The organism is Streptomyces sp. A0592 (assembly GCF_004795115.1).
In the GTDB taxonomy this organism is placed as follows: Bacteria; Actinomycetota; Actinomycetes; order Streptomycetales; family Streptomycetaceae; genus Streptomyces; species Streptomyces erythrochromogenes.
Genome location: NZ_SSBM01000041.1, coordinates 29,301 through 48,682, shown reverse-complemented (window position 1 = coordinate 48,682; position 19,382 = coordinate 29,301). Strand labels below are relative to the sequence as shown.

16 protein-coding genes are annotated in these 19,382 nt (G+C 73.0%); 6 read left to right on the top strand and 10 right to left on the bottom strand.

Annotated elements, in window-relative coordinates; genetic code table 11:
* Window positions 1–214: 214 nt before the first annotated feature.
* From E6U81_RS34065 to E6U81_RS34040, 6 genes are all read right to left on the bottom strand, one after another.
* On the bottom strand, window positions 215–2,284 hold the full coding sequence (locus E6U81_RS34065; RefSeq protein WP_136233868.1) for a phospholipase C, phosphocholine-specific: 2,070 nt from the start codon (window positions 2,282–2,284) through the stop codon (window positions 215–217).
* Window positions 2,285–2,431: 147 nt separating this feature from the next.
* Window positions 2,432–2,938 (bottom strand): GNAT family N-acetyltransferase, encoded by a 507-nt coding sequence (locus E6U81_RS34060; RefSeq protein WP_206310094.1) that lies wholly within the window; start codon window positions 2,936–2,938, stop codon window positions 2,432–2,434.
* Window positions 2,938–3,816 carry a hypothetical protein gene (locus E6U81_RS34055; RefSeq protein ID WP_136233867.1) on the bottom strand — a complete coding sequence of 293 codons (879 nt, stop codon included), beginning with the start codon at window positions 3,814–3,816 and terminating at the stop codon, window positions 2,938–2,940. The genes E6U81_RS34060 and E6U81_RS34055 overlap by 1 nt, the downstream gene beginning before the upstream one ends.
* Complete coding sequence (locus E6U81_RS34050) at window positions 3,813–4,037, bottom strand: hypothetical protein (RefSeq protein WP_136233866.1); 225 nt, start codon at window positions 4,035–4,037, stop codon at window positions 3,813–3,815. Before E6U81_RS34050 ends, E6U81_RS34055 begins: the two co-directional genes overlap by 4 nt.
* Entirely contained in the window at window positions 4,034–4,237 is a 204-nt protein-coding gene (locus tag E6U81_RS34045) for a DUF397 domain-containing protein (RefSeq protein ID WP_136233865.1), read from the bottom strand. Before E6U81_RS34045 ends, E6U81_RS34050 begins: the two co-directional genes overlap by 4 nt.
* On the bottom strand, window positions 4,234–5,085 hold the full coding sequence (locus tag E6U81_RS34040; RefSeq protein ID WP_240804171.1) for a helix-turn-helix transcriptional regulator: 852 nt from the start codon (window positions 5,083–5,085) through the stop codon (window positions 4,234–4,236). The genes E6U81_RS34045 and E6U81_RS34040 overlap by 4 nt, the downstream gene beginning before the upstream one ends.
* Before the next feature lie 110 nt (window positions 5,086–5,195).
* Here E6U81_RS34040 and E6U81_RS34035 point away from each other — a divergent pair, with 110 nt between their 5' ends.
* From E6U81_RS34035 to E6U81_RS34025, 3 genes are all read left to right on the top strand, one after another.
* A complete protein-coding gene (locus E6U81_RS34035; protein WP_346766192.1) occupies window positions 5,196–5,660 on the top strand; it encodes an ATP-binding protein in 465 nt (154 codons plus the stop codon).
* A gap of 204 nt (window positions 5,661–5,864) precedes the next feature.
* A complete protein-coding gene (locus tag E6U81_RS34030; RefSeq protein ID WP_136233863.1) occupies window positions 5,865–6,728 on the top strand; it encodes a helix-turn-helix domain-containing protein in 864 nt (287 codons plus the stop codon).
* A gap of 63 nt (window positions 6,729–6,791) precedes the next feature.
* Window positions 6,792–7,226, top strand: coding sequence for a hypothetical protein (locus E6U81_RS34025; protein WP_136233862.1), 435 nt, complete (start codon window positions 6,792–6,794; stop codon window positions 7,224–7,226).
* 13 nt (window positions 7,227–7,239) lie between these two features.
* On the opposite strand, the gene E6U81_RS34020 is transcribed toward E6U81_RS34025, so the two are convergent.
* Window positions 7,240–7,809 (bottom strand): hypothetical protein, encoded by a 570-nt coding sequence (locus E6U81_RS34020; protein WP_136233861.1) that lies wholly within the window; start codon window positions 7,807–7,809, stop codon window positions 7,240–7,242.
* Between the two features lie 609 nt (window positions 7,810–8,418).
* Here E6U81_RS34020 and E6U81_RS34015 point away from each other — a divergent pair.
* Complete coding sequence (locus E6U81_RS34015) at window positions 8,419–9,204, top strand: CAP domain-containing protein (RefSeq protein WP_136233860.1); 786 nt, start codon at window positions 8,419–8,421, stop codon at window positions 9,202–9,204.
* Window positions 9,205–9,296: 92 nt separating this feature from the next.
* Here the strand turns inward: E6U81_RS34015 and E6U81_RS34010 are convergent, their stop codons facing one another.
* On the bottom strand, window positions 9,297–12,284 hold the full coding sequence (locus E6U81_RS34010; RefSeq protein WP_136233859.1) for a bifunctional [glutamine synthetase] adenylyltransferase/[glutamine synthetase]-adenylyl-L-tyrosine phosphorylase: 2,988 nt from the start codon (window positions 12,282–12,284) through the stop codon (window positions 9,297–9,299).
* 191 nt (window positions 12,285–12,475) lie between these two features.
* Here E6U81_RS34010 and E6U81_RS34005 point away from each other — a divergent pair, with 191 nt between their 5' ends.
* A complete protein-coding gene (locus E6U81_RS34005; RefSeq protein ID WP_168714813.1) occupies window positions 12,476–15,868 on the top strand; it encodes a PIG-L family deacetylase in 3,393 nt (1,130 codons plus the stop codon).
* 234 nt (window positions 15,869–16,102) lie between these two features.
* Window positions 16,103–18,163 carry a PIG-L family deacetylase gene (locus E6U81_RS34000; protein ID WP_136233857.1) on the top strand — a complete coding sequence of 687 codons (2,061 nt, stop codon included), beginning with the start codon at window positions 16,103–16,105 and terminating at the stop codon, window positions 18,161–18,163.
* Window positions 18,164–18,166: 3 nt separating this feature from the next.
* Here E6U81_RS34000 and E6U81_RS33995 read toward each other — a convergent pair whose 3' ends face one another.
* Window positions 18,167–18,850 (bottom strand): histone deacetylase, encoded by a 684-nt coding sequence (locus E6U81_RS33995; protein ID WP_136233856.1) that lies wholly within the window; start codon window positions 18,848–18,850, stop codon window positions 18,167–18,169.
* Between the two features lie 185 nt (window positions 18,851–19,035).
* The gene (locus E6U81_RS33990; protein ID WP_225884719.1) at window positions 19,036–19,290 is read right to left on the bottom strand and encodes a hypothetical protein; all 255 of its coding nucleotides are present in this window, start codon (window positions 19,288–19,290) and stop codon (window positions 19,036–19,038) included.
* Window positions 19,291–19,382 lie beyond the last annotated feature (92 nt).

Below are 19,382 nucleotides of genomic sequence, written 5' to 3'. Positions count from 1 at the left end.
CGCCCCAGCACGGGCCGAGGCAGCAACGGCTGCACGAGTTCCCACTCAGCGTCCGACAGTTCATGGCGACGTATCACCCGACCATGATCCACAACGCAAGATCACTTTGACGACAGACCCTAGGGCGCGTCCGCCCGACCCGTACGCGCGAGCGCCCGTGCCCCGGAGGATTCCGGTGCACGGGCGCTTTCGCGTCCTCGCGGCAGGAGGAGGACTAGGAGGACTGGTCCGTCAGGATCGCCGGGTCCGAGAGGCCGGCCGCGCCGGTCTCCACCTTCCCGGCGAAGCGGCGGCCGAAGTCCGCGGTCTCGGACGCGGTCACCGTCACGTCGTACCAGCGCCGCGTGTTCTTCAGGGAGACGCTGTGGGTGACGGTGGCGCCCTTCGCGACCGTGAGCCGCTTGGCCCCTCCGCCGTAGGCGTTGGTGACCGTGAGGGTCGCCGTCGACGCCCCCGCATTGGTGAGGGTGAGGTCCAGGTTGCCCGTGGTGGCGTTGTGGCGGGCGGTGACTTCGGGGCCCGGGGTGGTGCCGGGGTTGCGGAAGCCGCGCAGGAAGCCGTTGGGTCCGTGGACGGTCAGGTCGGTGACCCCGGCCGAGTAGCGGGTGTTCCAGGTGTCCGAGATCGACGTGCCGGCCTCGGTCGTGTAGGTCCAGGGGGCGTCGGTGCGGTTGGCGGAGGTGACGTGGAACTGTGCGCCCAGGTCCGCGCCGCCGCTGAAGGTCAGCCGGAACTTCCCCTCTGCGGTCAGGGCCGCGCCGTCGACGTACGGGGCGTACTTCAGCGGGCGGGTACGGCACTGGCCCTTCTCCTGGCGCGGCATCGCCCCCACGGCCGGCGGGGTCGCCCGGAAGTCGGGGTGCCGCTCGCGGTCCTGCGGCTCCCACAGGCCGGTGTCGGGCAGCGACACCGTGGAGGTGTCCTTGCGGGCGAAGTCGAAGGCAGAGGTCAGGTCACCGCAGACGGCACGCCGCCAGGGCGAGATGTTCGGCTCCTGCACCCCGAAGCGCTTCTCCATGAAGCGGACCACGGAGGTGTGGTCGAAGGTCTCGGAGCAGGAGTAGCCGCCGGTGCTCCAGGGCGAGACGACGAGCATCGGGACGCGCGGGCCGAGCCCGTACGGCCCGGCGACGTAGCCGGCCTTGCCGGGGAAGACGTCGAGGGCGGTCGGCGTGGTCGACAGGCCCTGGGCCGCATCGGCCGGGGCGTACGGCGGGACGACGTGGTCGAAGAAGCCGTCGTTCTCGTCGTAGGTGATGAACAGGGCGGTACGGGCCCACACGTCGGGGTCCGACGTCAGCGCGTCCAGCACCTGCGCGATGTACCAGGCGCCGAAGTTGGACGGCCAGTTCGAGTGCTCGCTGAAGGCCTCGGGGGCGGCTATCCAGGACACCTGCGGCAGGGTGCCGGCGGCGACGTCGGCGCGCAGCCGGTCGAAGTAGCCCTCGCCGGCCTTGGCGTTCGTGCCGGTGCGGGCCTTGTCGTGGAGCGGGTCGCCGGGCTGGGCGCCCCGGTATTTGTTGAAGTAGAGCAGTGAGTTGTCGCCGTAGTTGCCGCGGAAGGCGTCGTTGATCCAGCCCCAGGAGCCGGCGGCGTCCAGGCCGTCGCCGATGTCCTGGTAGACCTTCCAGGAGATCCCGGCCGCCTCCAGGCGCTCGGGGTAGGTGGTCCAGTCGTAGCCGAGCTCGGCGTTGTTGAGGACCGGGCCGCCACCCTTGCCGTCGTTGCCGGTGTGGCCGGACCAGAGGTAGTAGCGGTTGGGGTCGGTCGAGCCGATGAACGAGCAGTGGTAGGCGTCGCAGATGGTGAACGCGTCGGCGAGGGCGTAGTGGAAGGGGATGTCCTCGCGTGTCAGGTGGGCCATGGTGGCGGGCGTCTTGGCGGGCACCCAGTTGTCGTACTTGCCCTTGTTGAAGGCGCTCTGTCCGCCGGCCCAGTCGTGGTTGAGGCCCTGGAAGTACTCCATGCCGAGGTCGTCGGACGGCGGGCGGAAGGGCAGCGTCACCTTGCCCGCGTTGTCGGCCTGGTGCCAGACGGACTTGCCGCTGGGCAGGGTCACGGGGCGCGGGTCGCCGAAGCCGCGGACGCCGCGCAGGGCGCCGTAGTAGTGGTCGAAGGAACGGTTCTCCTGCATCAGGACCACGATGTGCTCGACATCGGCGATGGTGCCCGTCGTCCCCTGCGCGGGGATGGCGGCGGCGCGCGCGATGCTCTCGCCCAGCAGGGTCAGGGCGGCGGCGCCGCCCGTGAGCTGGAGAAAGCGGCGACGGTTGAGTTCTGCCATGGGGTGACGACCTCTGCTTCGTTCGCGGGTGGTGGAGCGCTCACAAGAACAGCGCGCCCGGAGGACCGGAGAGGGTGCCGGATGTGACGTCGGCGGGTACGGCAGGCGAACGACGGGCGGATTCCACCCGAGTTCGGCGCGCCGCCCTCAGCACCCCCGTTCGTACTCGACCTGGGTGAGGGGGTTGCCGTCACCGAAGTCGTAGGGGCGGTCGGCGCCGGTCTCCGCGAAACCGCACTTGATGTAGAAGCGACGGGACTGCGGGGTGTCGCGCAGGGTCCACAGGTGGGCGCGGGTGACACCGTCGGCGCGCAGGTGCTCCAGCGTCCCGGTCATCAGGGCCGCGGCGACGCCCGTTCCCCAGCTGTCGGGGTGGCTGTAGAAGGAGAGGATCTCGGCGGCGCCGGGCCTGGTCGAGGACGAGCGGAAGACGGACATGGCCACCGGCCGGCCGTCCCCTTCGGCCAGCAGGATCGTGGCGTCCTGCGCCGCGAGCCGTGCGTGCCAGCGGGTGAGCCTGCTCGCGATCCCGTCCGCGGCGAACCCCGGATCGAAGAAGGGCGCGTACGCCGCTTCCCAGGCGGCGGCGTGGATCCCGCCGAGGACGTCTCCGTCGCCCGGGCCTGCGCGGCGCACCGTGAACTTCGTTTCCACTAGCCGTTGATCCCTTCCAGGGCGTCGGTGAGCGTACGGACGCAGGCCCGGTCGGCGAGGATCCGTACGCCGCGCCAGGGCCGGCCGAGCCGTTCCTCCTGCGCGAGGATCCTGTGCAACAGGGGCGCCGCCGAAACAGCCGGGGCACCGATCTCCCCGAAGGTCCGGACGGCCTCCCGTACCGGTAGGGCCGGATCGCCGTCCCAGGCCGGGTCGACCTCGGCCAGCAGCACCGGCACGGCAGGCTCCGGGTCGCCGGTGATCCGCCAGTACGCGTGCGCGGCGTAGGTCCTGGTCCACGCTCCGGGCGCATCCATCAGGCGGCGCACGGGCGTTGTGTGTACGGCGGCCAGCGGGCCGAGGTCGGCGAGGAAGGGCAGGCCGTGGCTGGCGGTCCCCGACCGCACGGCCGCCCCGCACACGTCGAGGGCGAGGGCGAGGGCGAGGGCGGGATCACCGGTGACGTTCCAGTGCGCCCAGGCGGCGCGGCGCGGGTACGGGTGCGCGGGGGTCACGCGGCCGGTGGCGTACGCGGCCAGCCGGTCCGCGGTCACGGCCGCCGCGGGCCCGATCCGGCCGAGCACGCGCATCGCGTCGTAGGCGAATTGCGTACCGAGGCGGCCCGCCACGTCGTCCACGGCGGGTGCGGCGGCCGGGCCGCAGAGCGCGAGGACTTCGAGGGCGGTGGTGTTCCCGTGGTAGCCGTCGCCGTCGCGCCGCAGCTTGGTGCGCATGACCGCGGCCAGCTCGGCCGGGGGCAGCGCGGCCATGACACGGGCCTCCGGGCGGTTGCACGGAAGCCCGCCGTGCTCGGCGAGGGAGTGCAGGGCCGGTAGGGCGCACAGGTCACCCGTTCCCGCGAGGGCGAGCACCGTCACGCCGTGGCCGACGGCGGTCCCGAAGGCCCCTGCCGGCGGCGGAGGTCCACGGCGATCCGGTCGGTGTGCCGGGCGATGGCCGTGCCGGCCTGGATCAGCACCCGCCCGGCGTCGTAGCTCGGCTCCTCGGAGCACACCGCCTCGACGACGTCGTCCCAGCAGGCCGGATCCGGCCGCCGCTGCCGCAGTACGGTCTCGGCGGCTTCGGCGAGTCCGCTCACGCGGCAGCGTGTGCGACGAACCCGTTCCAGGCGTCAGGGGTGAGGGCGAGGCGGGCACCCTCGGGCCGCTTGGAGTCCCGGACGAGGACCGTGCCGGGGGTGCGGGCGACCTCGACGCAGTCGGCGCCGTCGGCCGTGCTGTAGCTGCTCTTGACCCACGCGAGGGCGGAGAGGCCCTCGCCCGACGGCTTGATGGTCATGTCTCCCCCAGTACCTTTTCGATGAACGTCAGCGACGCCCGCGGCGTCATGGCCTGTGCCCGGATCATGCCATAGCGCATGTCAAGGATCTGGACCTCTTTGGGTTCGGTGATCAAGCGACTGGCCAGCTGAACGTCGTTGTGCCCCAAGGTCGTTCCGTCCCTGAGACGCATGACCTTGAACGACGAGGCGAGCCCGGAATGCTCCTCGACCGCGATGGGCATCACCTGGATCTCCACGGTGCGCAACCGGCCGACCTCCAACAGGTGTTCCAACTGGCCGCGCAACACCATCTTGCCCCCGATGGGCCGCCGAAGGACAGCCTCTTCCTGTACGACGGTCAGGAGCGGGGCCGGATGTCGCCGGAGGATCTCCTGGCGGGCAAGCCGCGCAGCGACCAGACGTTCGACCTCGCCCTCCGAGAAGCCCGGGCGCCTCAGCCCGAACAGGGCGCGGGCGTACGCCTCCGTCTGGAGCAGGCCCGTCACCACGACGTTGTCGTACGACCCGATCTCCACCGCCTGGGATTCCAACTTGGCCAGATCCCGGACCTTCTTGGGATAGCGGGCCCTTTCGACATCGGCCTTCATCGCGGCGATTTTCCCGCCCGCCCCGAGGACCTCGTCCGCCTTGTCCAGGAACTCCGGGCGCGGAATACGGGCTCCTCGCTCGATCTTGTAGATCAGATTCGCCCCGTATCCCATCCGCTCACCGAATGAGGTTCGGTCTAAGCCCGCCGCCTCGCGCCACATTTTCAGCTGGCGCCCCACTGTGGCGATGACCGCCCCGGATTCGTCCTCCGGGTCGAGTTCCCAGCTCGACTCGTCGGCACCGTCGGTCGTGTTCACATCCGCCTCCCCTTGGACCGCGAGGACACCACGGGACCGCTCTGGACAACCGTCGTACACAGCGCCCTCAACTCTGTTCAGCGTACGCACGGATGGCCACGCTGAGTCACGTGAATCAGGAAATCTCCCTCGTCGCCACACTCCCCTCCACCCCGCGCGGAGCCCGCGCCGCACGTGCGCTCACGGTGGCCCAACTCGCTGAGCAAAGGCATCCGTTCGAGGATGCGGCACAGGTCGTCGCCGAACTCGCCGCGAACGCCGTGACCCACGGCAGGGTACGCGGGCGGGACTTCCGGCTCGCGCTGCGCCTCGCGCCGGGGCCTACGCTCCGTATCGAAGTGACCGACACGCGGCAGGAGTTCGGCCCGCCCGCCCTCTGCACCGCGCCGGACGCGGAGGCGGAGTCGGGGCGGGGTCTGGTGCTGGTGTCCGCGCTCGCCGCGCGGTGGGGGACGACTCTCGGGCCGGCGCCACTGAAGACGGTGTGGGCGGAAATTGATGTGGCGAGTCCGATTTCACCGGATCGAGGTTTCCACGACCCGGTGGATCAATATCCGGTGCCGCACGACGCCTAAAGACCAATAACCGGAGGGAAACGACCTTCCATACCTCCCCCCTCCCCCTCTCACCCGGTCGGGTGAATCACCCCAACCGGGCTGGCGCATACGCCAATTCGCCGGGCACTCTGAATCCCGACAACCCCAAAAACGCATTCGGCCCCCGGCCGGGACGGCAATCCCGGGCGAGGGCCTGACCACATCGGAAGAAGCACCTTCCCCATGGCTGACCAGCAGCTTAGCGCGCCTGCGCGCGTCCCGTCGGGTATCCGGCACGTCAACCACGACCACCGCCGCGGCTACGTCAAGATCGGCAACCATCTCGCCCAGCACCGCGAGCTGAGCATGGCGGCGATCGGCCTGGCCACGCACATCCAGTCGCTCCCGACCGGCTCCAAGGTGACCATCAAGGACCTCGCCGAACGCTTCCCGGAGGGCGAGGTCCGCATCGCCACCGCCCTGCGCGAGCTGGAGCGGTACGGCTACCTGGCCCGCTTCCAGGAGCGGCTGCCGACGGGGCGCGTCGTGACCTGCACGATCTCGTACAACAACCCTCCCGCGATGGCCGAGGCGAGCCGCGAGCCGCAGATGCCGCCGCAGCGGCCGGAGCCGAAGCGCGTCGCCCGGCCCGAACCGGACCCGGACCCGGAGCCCGTGCCCGTGCCCGTACCCGTGCCCGAAACGGTCCCGTCCGAGGCCGAGTCGGAGGCGCGGGAACTGCTGGCCCGGCTGCGCCTGCGCGACCCGCGGCTGCTGCTGTCCGAGCGGGACACCGTACGGCTGGCGCCCGCCGCGGCGGAATGGCTGGAGCGCGGGCTGACCCCGAGCGCCGTCACGGCGACCCTCACGCGCTCGCTTCCGACCGCGCCGATCCACTCCCCCGCCGCGCTGCTCGCCCACCGCCTGCGGGAGCTGCTGCCGCCCCGCCTGCCGGATCCCCGGTCCCCCCACCCGGCCGGCCCGGACCGCACCGTCCACCCCCTCCGCACCTGCGACGGCTGCGAACGCGCCTTCCGCTCCCCCACCCCCGGCCACTGCCGCAGCTGCGCACCGCCACCCACCCCCCGAACGGCGGCCGCCGCCTGAGGACGAAAGGGATGTCCGGCCATGACCGCCCGGCGGGGGCGCCCCGCATGCGAGAGTGCGGGAATGGAACAGGAGCCCTTGGACGCCGAGGACCACGCCTCGGTACGCCTCGCCGCACAGCGGCTGTCGACGCACCACGACACCGGGTCGCTGGACGAACACTTGCAGCGGTGGGCGGGGTTCGTGGCGGAAGTCGAAGAGGGGATCGACGCGATGTGGGCGTGCCAGTTCGACCACGACGCCCGCGCCCGGGACTGGCTCCACGACGCCTGGCCGATCCTGACCGAGCGGGTCCGACGGATCCATCAGCCACAGCTCGACGCCCTCGACGAGCGGTTCCGCGCCGCGACGGCCCCCATCACACCGCTCGGCATGACCCCGGCCGAGATGGCCGAACGACCCGAGTGGTGGCTGTACCGCTACCCGCTGAGGGTGACCGGGGACCCCGCCGATCCGCTGCCCCCCGCGTGGTCACCGGAGCCCGACCGCATCGAGTGACGGCTTGCGCGGGCTACAGCAAATCGTCGGCGGCCCGGTCCAGGAAGGACTGCAGTGCGGCCAGCTGCACCCGTACCGCCTCGGCGAACTCGGCGTCGGCCTTCGCCACGTCCACGCCCTCGGGGCCCTTGGCGTACCAGTCCGTCGCCAGCTCGCCCACGCGCTCGGAGCGCGCGTCGATCGCCGCCAGGTCTTTCCTCCCCTCGGGCGGTGCCACGAGGCGGGCCGTCGTGAGGGCCCGCGCGAGGTCCGTGTTGGCCGGCGCGTACCCGCCCTCGAACTGGCGCCGCCTCTCCTGCGCGGTCTTGGCCGGGTCGAGGCTGAGGGTCAGCAGCTGGGTGGACTGCTGCACGTACTTGTTGGCGGTCGCCGCGAGTTCCACGTAGGCGGCCCGGCGGATGTCCGACCGGCGGGCCTGCGCCTCCTCCCGACGGGTGTCCTTGGCCTCGAAGTAGGCGAGCGTGCTCCCGGTGAGGCCGGCCAGGGCGCCGATCAGCGCCCCCGCGAGCGCGGCGGTCGTCGTACTCGGCTGCCTCCGGCGCCCATTCGCCCCGTCATCGGCCTTGTCCTTCTTCTGCGTCATGCATTACCCGTACCGCGGCCGACCCTGCCCGGCACCCGCAACCACCTGGAGGCACGAACACCACCGGGACCGCTCGAAGGAATTACGTCGGACGATCACGCCCGCTCTCACCCCCGCCCTGATCATTTACAGGTTCGGCAATTCCTCCGAATGGACCTCGGGGAATGCGGGCAGGTTCTCGAAGCACCCCTCGCGGGCGGCGCGGGCCCCGACGCCACGATCCGGCGCCTGGTTGCGTGACATGCGTCACGACGGGAACCCCGGCGCCGAAGAGCTCCCCGGGCGTGCCACCCCATCGACATTTCGACATTTGTCCGTTTTGGATTCGACATTCCCCTCTCCTACGGGAACGGAATCTCAGCTACCGCCTTAGCCGCCCCCTACTTCCCTGGTCACGGCCGTTCCTGAATGCACATCACATGGTTGTGCAAGTGACCTGATCGTGACCATGCACGATCAACGGCCCGTTTCAAGCCGCGTGCCGAATCCCCCGGGTGAGCGCGAAACGGAAACTTGCCAGGTCAATGGCGGGCTTCTAAGAATGTCGACCATTCCGGCGTCCCGCAGTTCCGGCGCCGGAAGCTTCGCGAACACCGAATGGGGTCACGCATGCAGAAGCATCGGAAGAAGAAGCAGTACCGGAAGATAATCATCGGGGTCAGCGCTCTCGGAATCGTGGGTGTCCCCACGGCCGCCATGGCCTGCTTCGACACGGGCGGCGACGACACCGGCCGCACCCGTACCGCGAGCCACCAGGCGCAGCGCCCGTGGCAGTACCAGCCCTCGGGCAACCCGGACCTCATGGTCCCGGTGGACGTCCCGACGACGCCGAGCAGCCCCGCTGCGCCCGCGCAGCCGGTCGAGGAGACCTCCCAGCCGCCGCAGGCACAGCCCCCGCAGGAACAGCCCTCGCAGCCCTCCCAGCCGCCGCAGGCACAGCCGCAGCCCGCGAAGCCGCCGGTCACCAAGAAGCCGCAGGCGCCGCAGCCGCCGAAGACCTCGCCCGCGCCGGCCGCCTCGGGCTCCGTCGCCGCGGTCCTCGCCCTGGTCAACCAGGAGCGCGCCGCCGCCGGATGCCAGGCCGTCACCCTGAACGCGAAGCTCACGAAGGCCGCGCAGGACCACAGCGCGGACATGGCCGCCACCAGCAACATGTCCCACACGGGCTCCGACGGCTCCGACCCGGGCGCGCGCATCACCCGCGCCGGCTACGCGTGGAGCACGTACGGCGAGAACGTCGCCTACGGCTACAGCACGCCCGAGAAGGTCATGGAGGGCTGGATGAACAGCCCCGGCCACCGCGAGAACATCCTGAACTGCTCCTTCAAGGAGATCGGCATCGGCCTCGCCCAGCCGAACCACTACTGGACCCAGGACTTCGGCACGGCCCGCTGACCCCCGCGCCACCCCGGAACGGCGGATGGCGGACCCCTCACAGGGTCCGCCATCCGCCGTTCCAGTTCGTCGGCCGCGGGAGAAGAGGCCGTTCAGCCCCCGTAGAAGAGTTCCTCGACCACCGCGCGGGCGCGGCGGGTGATGCGGCGGTAGTCGTCCAGCAGCTCGCCGACCGTGCCCTCCGCGTAGCCGAGGTAGCGGCCCACCGCCGCCAGTTCGCGGGCCTCGGAGGGGAAGGTGTCGCCGGCACGGCCGCGCACCAGCATCACCGCGTTGCGGACCCTGGTCGCCAGGACCCAGGCCTCGTCCAGGATCTGCGCCTCGTCGGTCGGGATCAGCCCGGCCGCGTGGGCGGCCGCGAGGGCCTCGCGGGTACGGGTGGTCCGCAGGCCCGGTTCGGCCCAGGCGTGCTGCATCTGGATCAGCTGGACGGTCCACTCGACGTCGCTGAGACCGCCGCGGCCCAGCTTGGTGTGCAGGGTCGGGTCGGCGCCGCGCGGCATCCGCTCCGACTCCATCCGGGCCTTGAGGCGGCGGATCTCCCGTACGGCGTCCTCGCCGAGGCCCTCGGCCGGGTAGCGCAGCGGGTCGATCAGCTCGATGAAGCGGCGGCCGAGCTCCTCCTCGCCGGCGACCGGCTCGGCCCGCAGCAGCGCCTGGCTCTCCCAGGTCAGCGACCAGCGCCGGTAGTAGGCGGCGTAGGAGGCCAGGGTGCGCACCAGAGGGCCGGAGCGGCCCTCGGGGCGCAGGTCGGCGTCGATGAGCAGCGGCGGGTCGGCGGTGGGCAGCTGGAGCAGCCTGCGCATCTCGGCGATGACGGTCTGGGCGGCCTTGGCGGCCTCTTGTTCGTCGACGCCCTCGCGGGGTTCGTGGACGAAGAGGACGTCGGCGTCGGATCCGTAGCCGAGTTCGTGGCCGCCGAAGCGGCCGACGCCGATGACGGCGAAACGGGTGGGCAGCGTGTCACCGAAGTGCGACTGCACGGCGGCGCGCAGGGCGCCCGCGACGGTCGCGGCGGTGAGGTCGGAGACGGCCCCGCCGACCCGGTCGACGAGGGCTCCGTGGTCCTCCTCGGCCGGGTTGTCCTCCGTACCGTAGGAGCCGATGATGTCGGCCGCGGTGGTCCGGAAGAGTTCGCGGCGGCGCACGCCGCGGGCGGCGGCGACGGCCGTCTCCGGGGTCTCGGCTCGGCCGACGGCGGCGAGGACCTCCTGCTGGAGGGCCTCGTGCGTACGGGGCTGCAGGCCTTCGGGGTCGCCGAGCAGGGCCACCGCCTCGGGGGCCCGCATCAGCAGGTCGGGGGCGAGGCGTCCGGCGGAGAGCACGCGGGCGAGGTTCTCGGCGGCGGCGCCCTCGTCGCGCAGCAGGCGCAGGTACCAGGGGGTCTTGCCGAGGGCGTCGGAGACCTTGCGGAAGTTCAGCAGGCCGGCGTCCGGATCGGCGGAGTCGGCGAACCAGCCGAGCATCACCGGCAGCAGGGTGCGCTGGATGGCGGCCTTGCGGGTGACGCCGGAGGCGAGGGCTTCGAGGTGGCGCAGGGCCGAGGCCGGGTCGGCGTAGCCGAGGGCTTCGAGGCGCTGGCCGGCGGCGCGCGGCGAGAGCCGGGTCTCGCCCGGGGTGAGCTGGGCGACGGCGTCGAGCAGCGGCCGGTAGAAGAGCTTCTCGTGCAGGCGCCGGACGACGGAGGCGTGCCGGCGCCAGGCCTTGTTGAGTTCGGCGACGGGTTCGGTGCGCAGGCCCATGGACCGGCCGAGGCGCCGCAGGTCGTTCTCGTCCTCGGGGACCAGGTGGGTGCGGCGCAGCCGGTAGAGCTGGATGCGGTGCTCCATGGTGCGCAGGAAGCGGTACGCGTCGTGCAGCTGGGCGGCGTCGGCGCGGCCGACGTAGCCGCCGGCGGCGAGGGCGTGGAGGGCGTCGAGGGTGGTTCCGGAGTGCAGGGTGGCGTCGCTGCGGCCGTGGACGAGCTGGAGCAGCTGGACGGCGAACTCGACGTCGCGCAGACCGCCGGGGCCGAGCTTGAGTTCGCGGTCGACCTGGGCGACGGGGATGTTGTCGACGACGCGGCGGCGCATCTTCTGGACGTCGGGGACGAAGTTCTCGCGTTCGGCGGCCTGCCAGACCAGGGGGCTTATGGCGTCGATGTAGTCGGAACCCAGGGTCTCGTCGCCGGCGACGGCCCGGGCCTTGAGGAGGGCCTGGAACTCCCAGGTCTTGGCCCAGCGCTGGTAGTAGGCCAGGTGGGAGGCGAGGGTGCGGACGAGGGGTCCGTTGCGGCCCTCGGGGCGGAGGTTGGCGTCGACGGGCCAGATGGTGCCCTCGACGGTGGTGTCGGAGCAGATCCGCATCAGGTGCGAGGCGAGACGGGTGGCGGCCTGGAGCGCCTTGCCCTCGTCGGCGCCGGCGGCCGCGTCGCCGACGAAGATCACGTCGACGTCGGAGACGTAGTTGAGCTCGTTGCCGCCGCACTTGCCCATCGCGATGACGGCGAGGCGGCAGAGCGCCGCGTCCTCGGGGGCGGCGGCGGAGGCGATCCGCAGGGCGGCGCGCAGGGTGGCGGTGGCGAGGTCGGCGAGCTCGGCGGCGGTCTGGGCGACGTCGATGGTGCCGCAGACGTCGCGGGCCGCGATGGAGAGCAGACAGCGGCGGTAGGAGACGCGCAGGGCGACGGGGTCGTGGGCGTCCGCGAGGCCGCGCTCGAACTCGGGCAGTCCCGGGTGCAGGTCGGCGGCCTCGTACGTGACGAGGCCGAGCCAGTCGCGGGGGTGGCGGGCGAGGTGGTCGCCGAGGGCCTCGGAGGCGCCGAGTACACCGAGGAGGCGGTCGCGGAGGGGTTTGGCGCTGACCAGGGTGTCGAGGAGCCCGGGGAGCTCGCCGTCGGGCTGCGCCTCGGCGAGGCGGACCAGCCCGCGCAGGGCGAGGTCGGGGTCGGCGGTCGCGCCGAGGGCGTCGAGGAGTACGGGATCGGCGCGTACGGCGGCGAGTGCCTCGGAGTCGAGCAGCCGGGCGGCCGCGGAGGGGTCGGTGAAACCGCTGCGGAGCAGCCGGATGAAGGTGCTGCTCCTGCGTCCCGGGACCGTCATCCCGCCGCCTCCCGCGGTCGTCGCTGCCACTGCCTTGGCTCTGCGTTGCACTGCCCTGACCTGCCTGGGTCGAGCCTAGCCGGAGCAGGCGTTCGACTCACCGGGACGTACCATGGCCTGGATTATCGGATTATCCGAATATTTATGGCGTCATGGGGCCCGCTCCCCGCCGACCGGCCACGAGGAGCCCCATGTCCGACGGACACCCCCGCCCCGGTCCCACCGCGGGCGACGGTGTCCCGCCGGGGCCCTGGCCAGCGGATCCGGCGTACGGGCAGTACGGGTCGTACGGGCAGCACGGGTCGTACGGGCAGCACGGGTCGTACGGGCAGCACGGGTCGTACGGGCCGTACGGGCAGTACGCGTGGAACGAACAGCCCGGACCTCAGCAGTACCACCAGTCCCACCTGCCTCACCAGCACCAACACCCCGAGTCCGTACGTGAGTTTCACCATGCCCAGCAGGCCGAGTGGAACGGCCTGCCGCCGCAGGCCCAGCAGGGGCACGAGTTCCAGCAGCCGCACACGGCCCACCCCGACCGGCAGAGCCCTCTGCCGCCGCAGGCGCAGCACGCCTACGGACACCAGCAGCCGTACCCGGCCCAGCAGGACTTCCTGCCGCTGCAGGCGTACGAGTTCGAGCAGCCGCACCAGGTTCACGGGGCGGCAATCCCAGAGCCCCGGGGCCCGGTCGCCCACGGCGGCGACACCATCGCGGCGGGACCGGGGGGCCCACGCGGGCGCAAGGCCGAAAGCGTGCCCGCAACCACCGCCGGCCCCGCGCAGCCGGACGACGAGGCCCCGGCCCCGGAGCCCACGCGCCAGACCCGGCGCGACCGCAGGGCCGACGCCGGAACCGGCCGCAGCCGCAGGGCGACCCGGTCGGCCGGCGCAGCCGAAGCCGCACCCCCGGAACAGCGTGGCCGCAGGGCCGCCCGACTGGCGCGCGAAGGCGCCGGCGAAGCCGAGGCCGCACCGCAGAACCCGGCCACTGGCCGCAGGGCCGCACGCCGCGCCGCCGGAGCCGAGGCAGCGCCTCCCGAGCAGCGTGGCCGCCGCAAGGCCGGCGGGCCCGAGGACGCGCCGCAGCCGCAGCGTGGCCGCAGGGCCGCCCGACTGGCGCGCGAAGGCGCGGCCGAAGCCGACACCACCGCGCGACAGAGCCGGGCCGCCGGCCGCAGGGCGACCCGGTCGGCCGGCGAAGCCGAGGCCGCACCGCCGGCCCAGCGCGGTCGCAGGGCGGCGGGCTCGGCCGACGCGGCAACGGCCGGACCCGGCACCGCCGACGGCCCGGCACGGGCCTCCGCACCGCCCGAGCAGCGTGGCGGCCGCAGGGCCGCCCGACCGGCGCGCGAAGGCGCAGCCGAAGCCGAACCGCCGGAGCAGCACGGCCGCATGGCCGCACGGCAGGCCCGCGGAGCATCGCCGCAGGCGCACGGCAGGGCCGCCCGGCGGGCCGGCGGGCCCGGGGAGACACGGCCGGCCCGCATGGCATCGCCGCAGGCGGCTCGACGGCACCGGTGGGCCGGGCTCGTCAAGGCCGTCGCCCTCTGCGCGGCCGTCGCCGCCACCGGCATGCTCGTACTCCGCGGCAACGAGGCCCTCGCCGGCCTGGCCGCCCCCACCCCTCCCGTCGCGCCGCAGGCGACCGGCGCCGTACCCGACCCCGGCCGCATCGTCCAGATCGTCGCGCACCCCGACGACGACCTGTACTTCATGAATCCGGACCTGCGTTACTCCATATCCGCCGGCCACCCCGTGGCCTCCGTCTACCTCACCGCGGGCGAGGCCGACGGCATCAACGCCGCCCCCGCCAAGGGGGCGAACACCAAGCCCGACAAGCCCGCCTACGCCGAGGCCCGCCAGAACGGCATCCGCGCCGCCTACGCCAAGATGGCCACCGGCGACCGCACCAGCGCCTGGCAGCGCACCGTCGTCCCGACGAAGGGCGGCGGCCACGCGGAGGTCGACGTCCTCGTCGCCAAACCCCAGGTCAACCTGGTCTGGCTGCAGTTGCGCGAGGCCGGCCACGGCTACGCCGACGTGCCCGACAGCCTGCACGGCCTGTGGAACGGCAAGGTCGCCCGCCTGGAGTCGATGCTCTCCTCCGGCACCCCGGTCAAGCAGCGGTTCGCGTACTCCAAGGACCAGGTCGTCCAGACCCTCGTCGGCGTCCTGGAGCAGTACACGCCGACGACCGTCCGGTTCCAGGACCCGACCCCCGGCCGGTACCCGGACACCAAGCAGTACACCGACCACCAGGACCACTTCTACGGCGCACGCTTCGTGCAGATGGCCACCGCCGCCTACGCCGAGGACGTCAAGGACCGGCCGCACTTCGCGGTGCAGAACTACGTCGGCTACTCGGGCGGCTCCCTCCCCAGCGCCCTGGACCCGCAGGAGGCCAAGGAGAAGCTGGACAGCCTCGACACCTACGCCTGGCTCGACCGGCAGAACCACTGCGGCAGCGCCGCCGGCTGCGGCGACCTCAAGGTGTCCGGCCAGCCGTCCGGCAACCGGTGGACGGACACCGTCAACTACGCCCGTGGCACCGGCACCGACTGGCTGACCTCCGACAAGGACCACGGCCTGTGGGCCTTCAAGGTGCTCGACGGCCAGGTCGCCGTCTGGCACCGGCCCGGCCCGGTCGGCCCCTGGCGGGGCCCGGAGCTGCTGCCCGGCACCGGAATGGATCCGGGCGCGGGCGCCGTGACACTGAAGGACGGCCGCATCGCGGTCTTCGGCACCCGCACCTCCTTCGGGGCGCGGCCCGCCGACTACAGGCGCGAGGTCGTCTACACGGTCCAGAAGCGGCCCGGCGCGGACGGGTTCGGGGAGTGGCAGTCGCTCGGCACCCCCGAGACCGCGGACGAGACGTGGACCTCCGACATCAGCGCTCCGGCCGTCTCGGTCGACGGCACCGGGCAACTGGCCGCGTACGTGCGCGACGGCGCGTACAGCCTGCGCGGCCGGGTGCAGCAGCCGGACGGCGGCTGGGGTCCCTGGGAGAAGCTCGGCGGCGAGGACCTGCACGGCGCCCCGGTCACCGCGACCGACGGCGCGGGCCGGCGCATGGTCCTGTCCGCGACGTCGAAGACGGTCGTCGGGTGGGCGCAGCCGAAGCCGGGCGCCCCGCTGGGCCGGGTCACGGCCACCGGGCTGCCGGACACCACGCTCCCGCTGACCGCGGCGGGCCGCGAGGGCGGGGTGCGGCTGTGGTTCCGCAAGCCCGGCTCGGGCAACGTCCGTACGGCCCTGTTGACGGCCGACGACGGGCTGAAGGTCAACAACATGACCGACCTCGGCGGGCTGAACGGCTTCGGCTCGGTGACGGCGAGCGGGCACGTGCTGGCGGGCCGCGCGGCGGGCGGACAGCTCGGCTCGGAGGTCGGGCCGGGACGGCCGTGGGGGCGCTCCCCGCTGATGTTCCTCGGCGCGCCCTCCTCCACGACGACCGGGCGGAACATGGTCAGCCTGGCGGTGGTCGGGCTCGACGCGCGGCTGTACGTGACCTCGTCGGCGGACGCTCCGGACGCGTACCTGGCGCCGTGGCAGCCGGTGGGCCCGCGCAACGCGGCCCCGTAGCCCACCCCTTCGGCTCCCCGCCCCGCCGCGGCCCCAGAACCGCCCCGCCCTCGTACCACTCGGCCCCCTCGCCGCGCCCGGGTCGGACGAAATGCTTCCACTTTGGCGGCACTCAACCGGTCTTTCCGGAAAGCAGGAGTCATCGGCCGCTCGGATGAACCAAGTTCGCCGATTCGGCCTCTCATTGACTGTTCAGCCTCTTCTCCTGCCCGGAACGAACCCAAGGCGTGCCCGATGCCGTTGACCCGTCGCCGCTTCGCGGCCCTGCTCACCGTGCTGACAGCCGGCACCACCGGCGTACTCTCCGTGGCCTCCGGCCAGCAGACCTCCGCCGGGGCCGCCCCGGGGAAGAACCCGACCGTCGTCCTGCCCGCGAGCGTCACGGCCGGCTCGGTCGTCCAGGTCGTCGCGCACCCCGACGACGACCTGTTCTTCATGAACCCCGACCTCAGCCGCTCCCTGCGCTCCGGCACCCAGGTCACCACCGCCTACCTCACCTCGGGCGAGTCCGACGGCCGCAACGAGGCCCACGGCGACGCCGCCAGCGATCCCGAACAGCCCGCGGACCGCGCCCACTACGCGGAGGCCCGGCAGAACGGCATCCGTTCCGCCTACGCCCAGATGGCCACCGGCGACCGCACCAGCGCGTGGCAGCGTACGGTCGTGCCCACCGCCGGCGGGGGCCGCGCCGAAGTCGACATACTCATAGCGAAGCCGCAGGTCAACCTGGTGTGGCTGATGCTGCGCGAGGCCCGCACGACCGGCGAGGACACCCCCGAGAGCCTGCGCGGCCTGTGGAACGGCCGGATACCCGCGCTGGATTCCCAGCTGACCTCCGGGACACCGGTCAAGCAGGGCTTCTCGTACACGAAGGACCAGCTGATACAGGCGATAGCCGGGGTCCTGGAGCAGTACCGGCCGACGACGATACGGATGCAGGACCCGACGCCCGGCCGGTACGGGGAGAACGGCCGCTTCACCGACCACCAGGACCACATGTACGGCGCCCGCTTCGTGCAGGCCGCCACCACCGCCTACGCCGAACAGGTCCAACGGCGCCCGCACTTCTCGGTGCAGAGCTACCTCGGCTACCACAACAGCACGCTCCCGCACTCCCTCGACCCGCAGACGGCCGAGGCGAAGACCGACTACCTGCGGACCTACGCCTGGCAGGACCACCAGGACTACTGCGGAAGCCCCTCCGGCTGCGGCGACCGCAAGGTCGCGGGCAACCCGACCGGGCGCAACTGGGCCCAGTCGCTGCGCTACACCCGCGCCGACAACGCGTCCTGGCTCGCGGAGGGGACACCGGGCACCCTGTGGGCCTTCACCGTGCTGGACGGCCGCATGGCGTACTGGCGGCGCGATGCCGGCGGGGCCTGGGAGAAGCCGGTCTTCCTCGCGGGCCCGGGCATCGACCCGGGGGCGACCGCCGCCCGGCTGCCCGACGGCCGCGTCGCCGTCCTCGCCACCCGCACCGTCCTCGGCCCCGCCCCTTCCGACTACCGGCGCGAGGTCGTGTACGCCGTCCAGGTCTCGCCCGACGGGGCGTTCGGCGCGTGGCAGTCGCTCGGCACCCCCGAGAAGGGCGACCACGACGGCACCTCGGCGATCAGCGCCCCCGCCGCCGCGGTGGACGCGCGGGGCCTTCTCACGGTCTACCTCCGCGACTCCCGCCGCACCCTGCGCGCCGTCGTCCAGCAGCCGGACGGCGGTTTCTCCCCCTGGCAGCGCCTCGGCGGCGAGGACCTGCAGAGCGACCCGGTCACGGCCGTCGACGCCGCCGGGCGGCGGCACGTGTACGCGACGACCACGACCTCGGTGCTGGCCTGGACGCAGGCGGGCGCGGACGGCCCGCTGCGCGGGCCTTCGCCGACGGGCCTGCCGGCCACGACGGTCCCCCTGACGGCCGCCCCGGACGGCGCGGGCGTCCGCCTGTACTTCCGGCGGCCGGACTCGGGGGTGGTGCGCACCGCCGTCGTCACGGCGGGGCCGGCGACCCGGCCCCAGGTGTCCTCCGTCACGGAGGCGGGCGGCCGGGCCGGCTACGGCGCGGTCGGCGCCGCGGGCCGCCACGTGGCGGGCCGCGCGGACAGCGGCACGGTCAGCACCTCCGGCCTCGGCGGCCCCCCGGCCTGGGCGGAGTCCCGCATGCTCTTCGCGGGCGCCCCGGCGGCCGTCCTGGAGCCGGGCGGCACGACGACCACGGCGGTCCTCGGCCTGGACGCCGAACTCCACACCTTCGCCACCCCCTCCACCCCCGCCCGCCCCACCTGGCACCGCGCGGTCCGCTGACGCCTAGGGAGTGATCGTGGTCGAGGTCGTGGTCGTCAGGAGGGCGTGGACGCGGTCGGGGGTCCAGGTGCCGGCGGCGCCGGGGCAGGTGGAGAGGTATTCGGCGGTGTCCTGCCGCGTCCAGGGGCCGGAGTCCAGGAGGCCGGCCGCCAGGTGGCGCAGGTAGGCGGCGGCTGGGGTGCGCAGTGCGACGTCGCGGAGGGTCCACGGCGCGGTGAAGGTCACCACGGGGATCCCGTCGATGGTGCCCGGGCAGACGAGGGTCTCGTACCGGCCGGGGCCGAGGGCGTGGCGGCCGTCCCGCAGGACGGTCGTGAGGTCGAGGTCCGTGCCCGGTTCCCGGGCCATCTCCTGCGCCGCGATGTCGGACAGCTGGCCGGTGGTCACCAGGTGTGCCCGCCCGCGGAGCCGGCCGGGGGCGGTGGGGTCGTAGTAGCCGCGTCCGCCGGTCCACACCAGGGACTCGGTGGCGAAGTACAGCCGGCCGTCGAGCTCGACCGGGACCGAGCGCGCGGGCGCCCGCCGGTCGCGGCAGCCCGGGTGGGCGTGTGTCGCCCCCGGCGGGGTGCCGCCGGCGATGTAGGCGGCGAGGCGGTCCATGTGCATGTTGGAGCCGTAGGAGGCGTACCAGACGTGCTCGGGGGCGGGTATCGCCCGCTTGAGCGGACGAACGGCGTGTACGGCCATGCACGGGTCCTCGGGGCTGCGCGGTAGGGGTTCCACCGGTTCGCCTGCACGCGCCGAGAGGTATGTATGCCGCGAAGCGTGCAAAGTTCTCCCCAAAGGTCCGGCGAGCCGGGCCCGGGCACGCCGCGGGGGCGGCCGACATGGACGTGGATGTCGGTCCGCCCCCGCAGCGCGGGCCGCCGGGGTCAGGCGCCCAGGTGGTGACCCTTCGCCCACTCCAGCTCGCCGTCCGCGACACAGTTCGAGGTGTAGATCGGGCCCGTGAACGCCGGGCGGCTGGCGGGCACCGCGGCGAGGGAGGAGCAGTTCGACGAGTAGCCAGCGCGACCGCCGGAGAAGTAGTCGATGTCGACCCCGTCGTTGGCCAGAGCCGCACCGGCCCCGCCCAGCAGGATGCCGGCGGCCAGGACGGACGCGGTGACAGCAGAACGAATACGCATGACTCCCCTAAGGATCTGTGGAACGACGACGCGCTGGTGAATGTGCGCGTCGGCCGGTCCAACAGCTCGGGGGCACCGCCGGGAACGGCAGT

Excerpts from the sequence above, each read along its gene's own strand:
- E6U81_RS34025 (WP_136233862.1), top strand. The coding sequence starts at position 6,792 with ATGGAACAGGAGCCCTTGGACGCCGAGGACCACGCCTCGGTACGCCTC.
- E6U81_RS34065 (WP_136233868.1), bottom strand. The coding sequence starts at position 2,284 with ATGGCAGAACTCAACCGTCGCCGCTTTCTCCAGCTCACGGGCGGCGCC.
- E6U81_RS33995 (WP_136233856.1), bottom strand. The coding sequence starts at position 18,850 with ATGGCCGTACACGCCGTTCGTCCGCTCAAGCGGGCGATACCCGCCCCC.
- E6U81_RS34045 (WP_136233865.1), bottom strand. The coding sequence starts at position 4,237 with ATGACCATCAAGCCGTCGGGCGAGGGCCTCTCCGCCCTCGCGTGGGTC.
- E6U81_RS34005 (WP_168714813.1), top strand. The coding sequence starts at position 12,476 with ATGTCCGACGGACACCCCCGCCCCGGTCCCACCGCGGGCGACGGTGTC.
- E6U81_RS34000 (WP_136233857.1), top strand. The coding sequence starts at position 16,103 with ATGCCGTTGACCCGTCGCCGCTTCGCGGCCCTGCTCACCGTGCTGACA.
- E6U81_RS34015 (WP_136233860.1), top strand. The coding sequence starts at position 8,419 with ATGCAGAAGCATCGGAAGAAGAAGCAGTACCGGAAGATAATCATCGGG.
- E6U81_RS34030 (WP_136233863.1), top strand. The coding sequence starts at position 5,865 with ATGGCTGACCAGCAGCTTAGCGCGCCTGCGCGCGTCCCGTCGGGTATC.
- E6U81_RS34020 (WP_136233861.1), bottom strand. The coding sequence starts at position 7,809 with ATGACGCAGAAGAAGGACAAGGCCGATGACGGGGCGAATGGGCGCCGG.
- E6U81_RS34010 (WP_136233859.1), bottom strand. The coding sequence starts at position 12,284 with ATGACGGTCCCGGGACGCAGGAGCAGCACCTTCATCCGGCTGCTCCGC.
- E6U81_RS33990 (WP_225884719.1), bottom strand. The coding sequence starts at position 19,290 with ATGCGTATTCGTTCTGCTGTCACCGCGTCCGTCCTGGCCGCCGGCATC.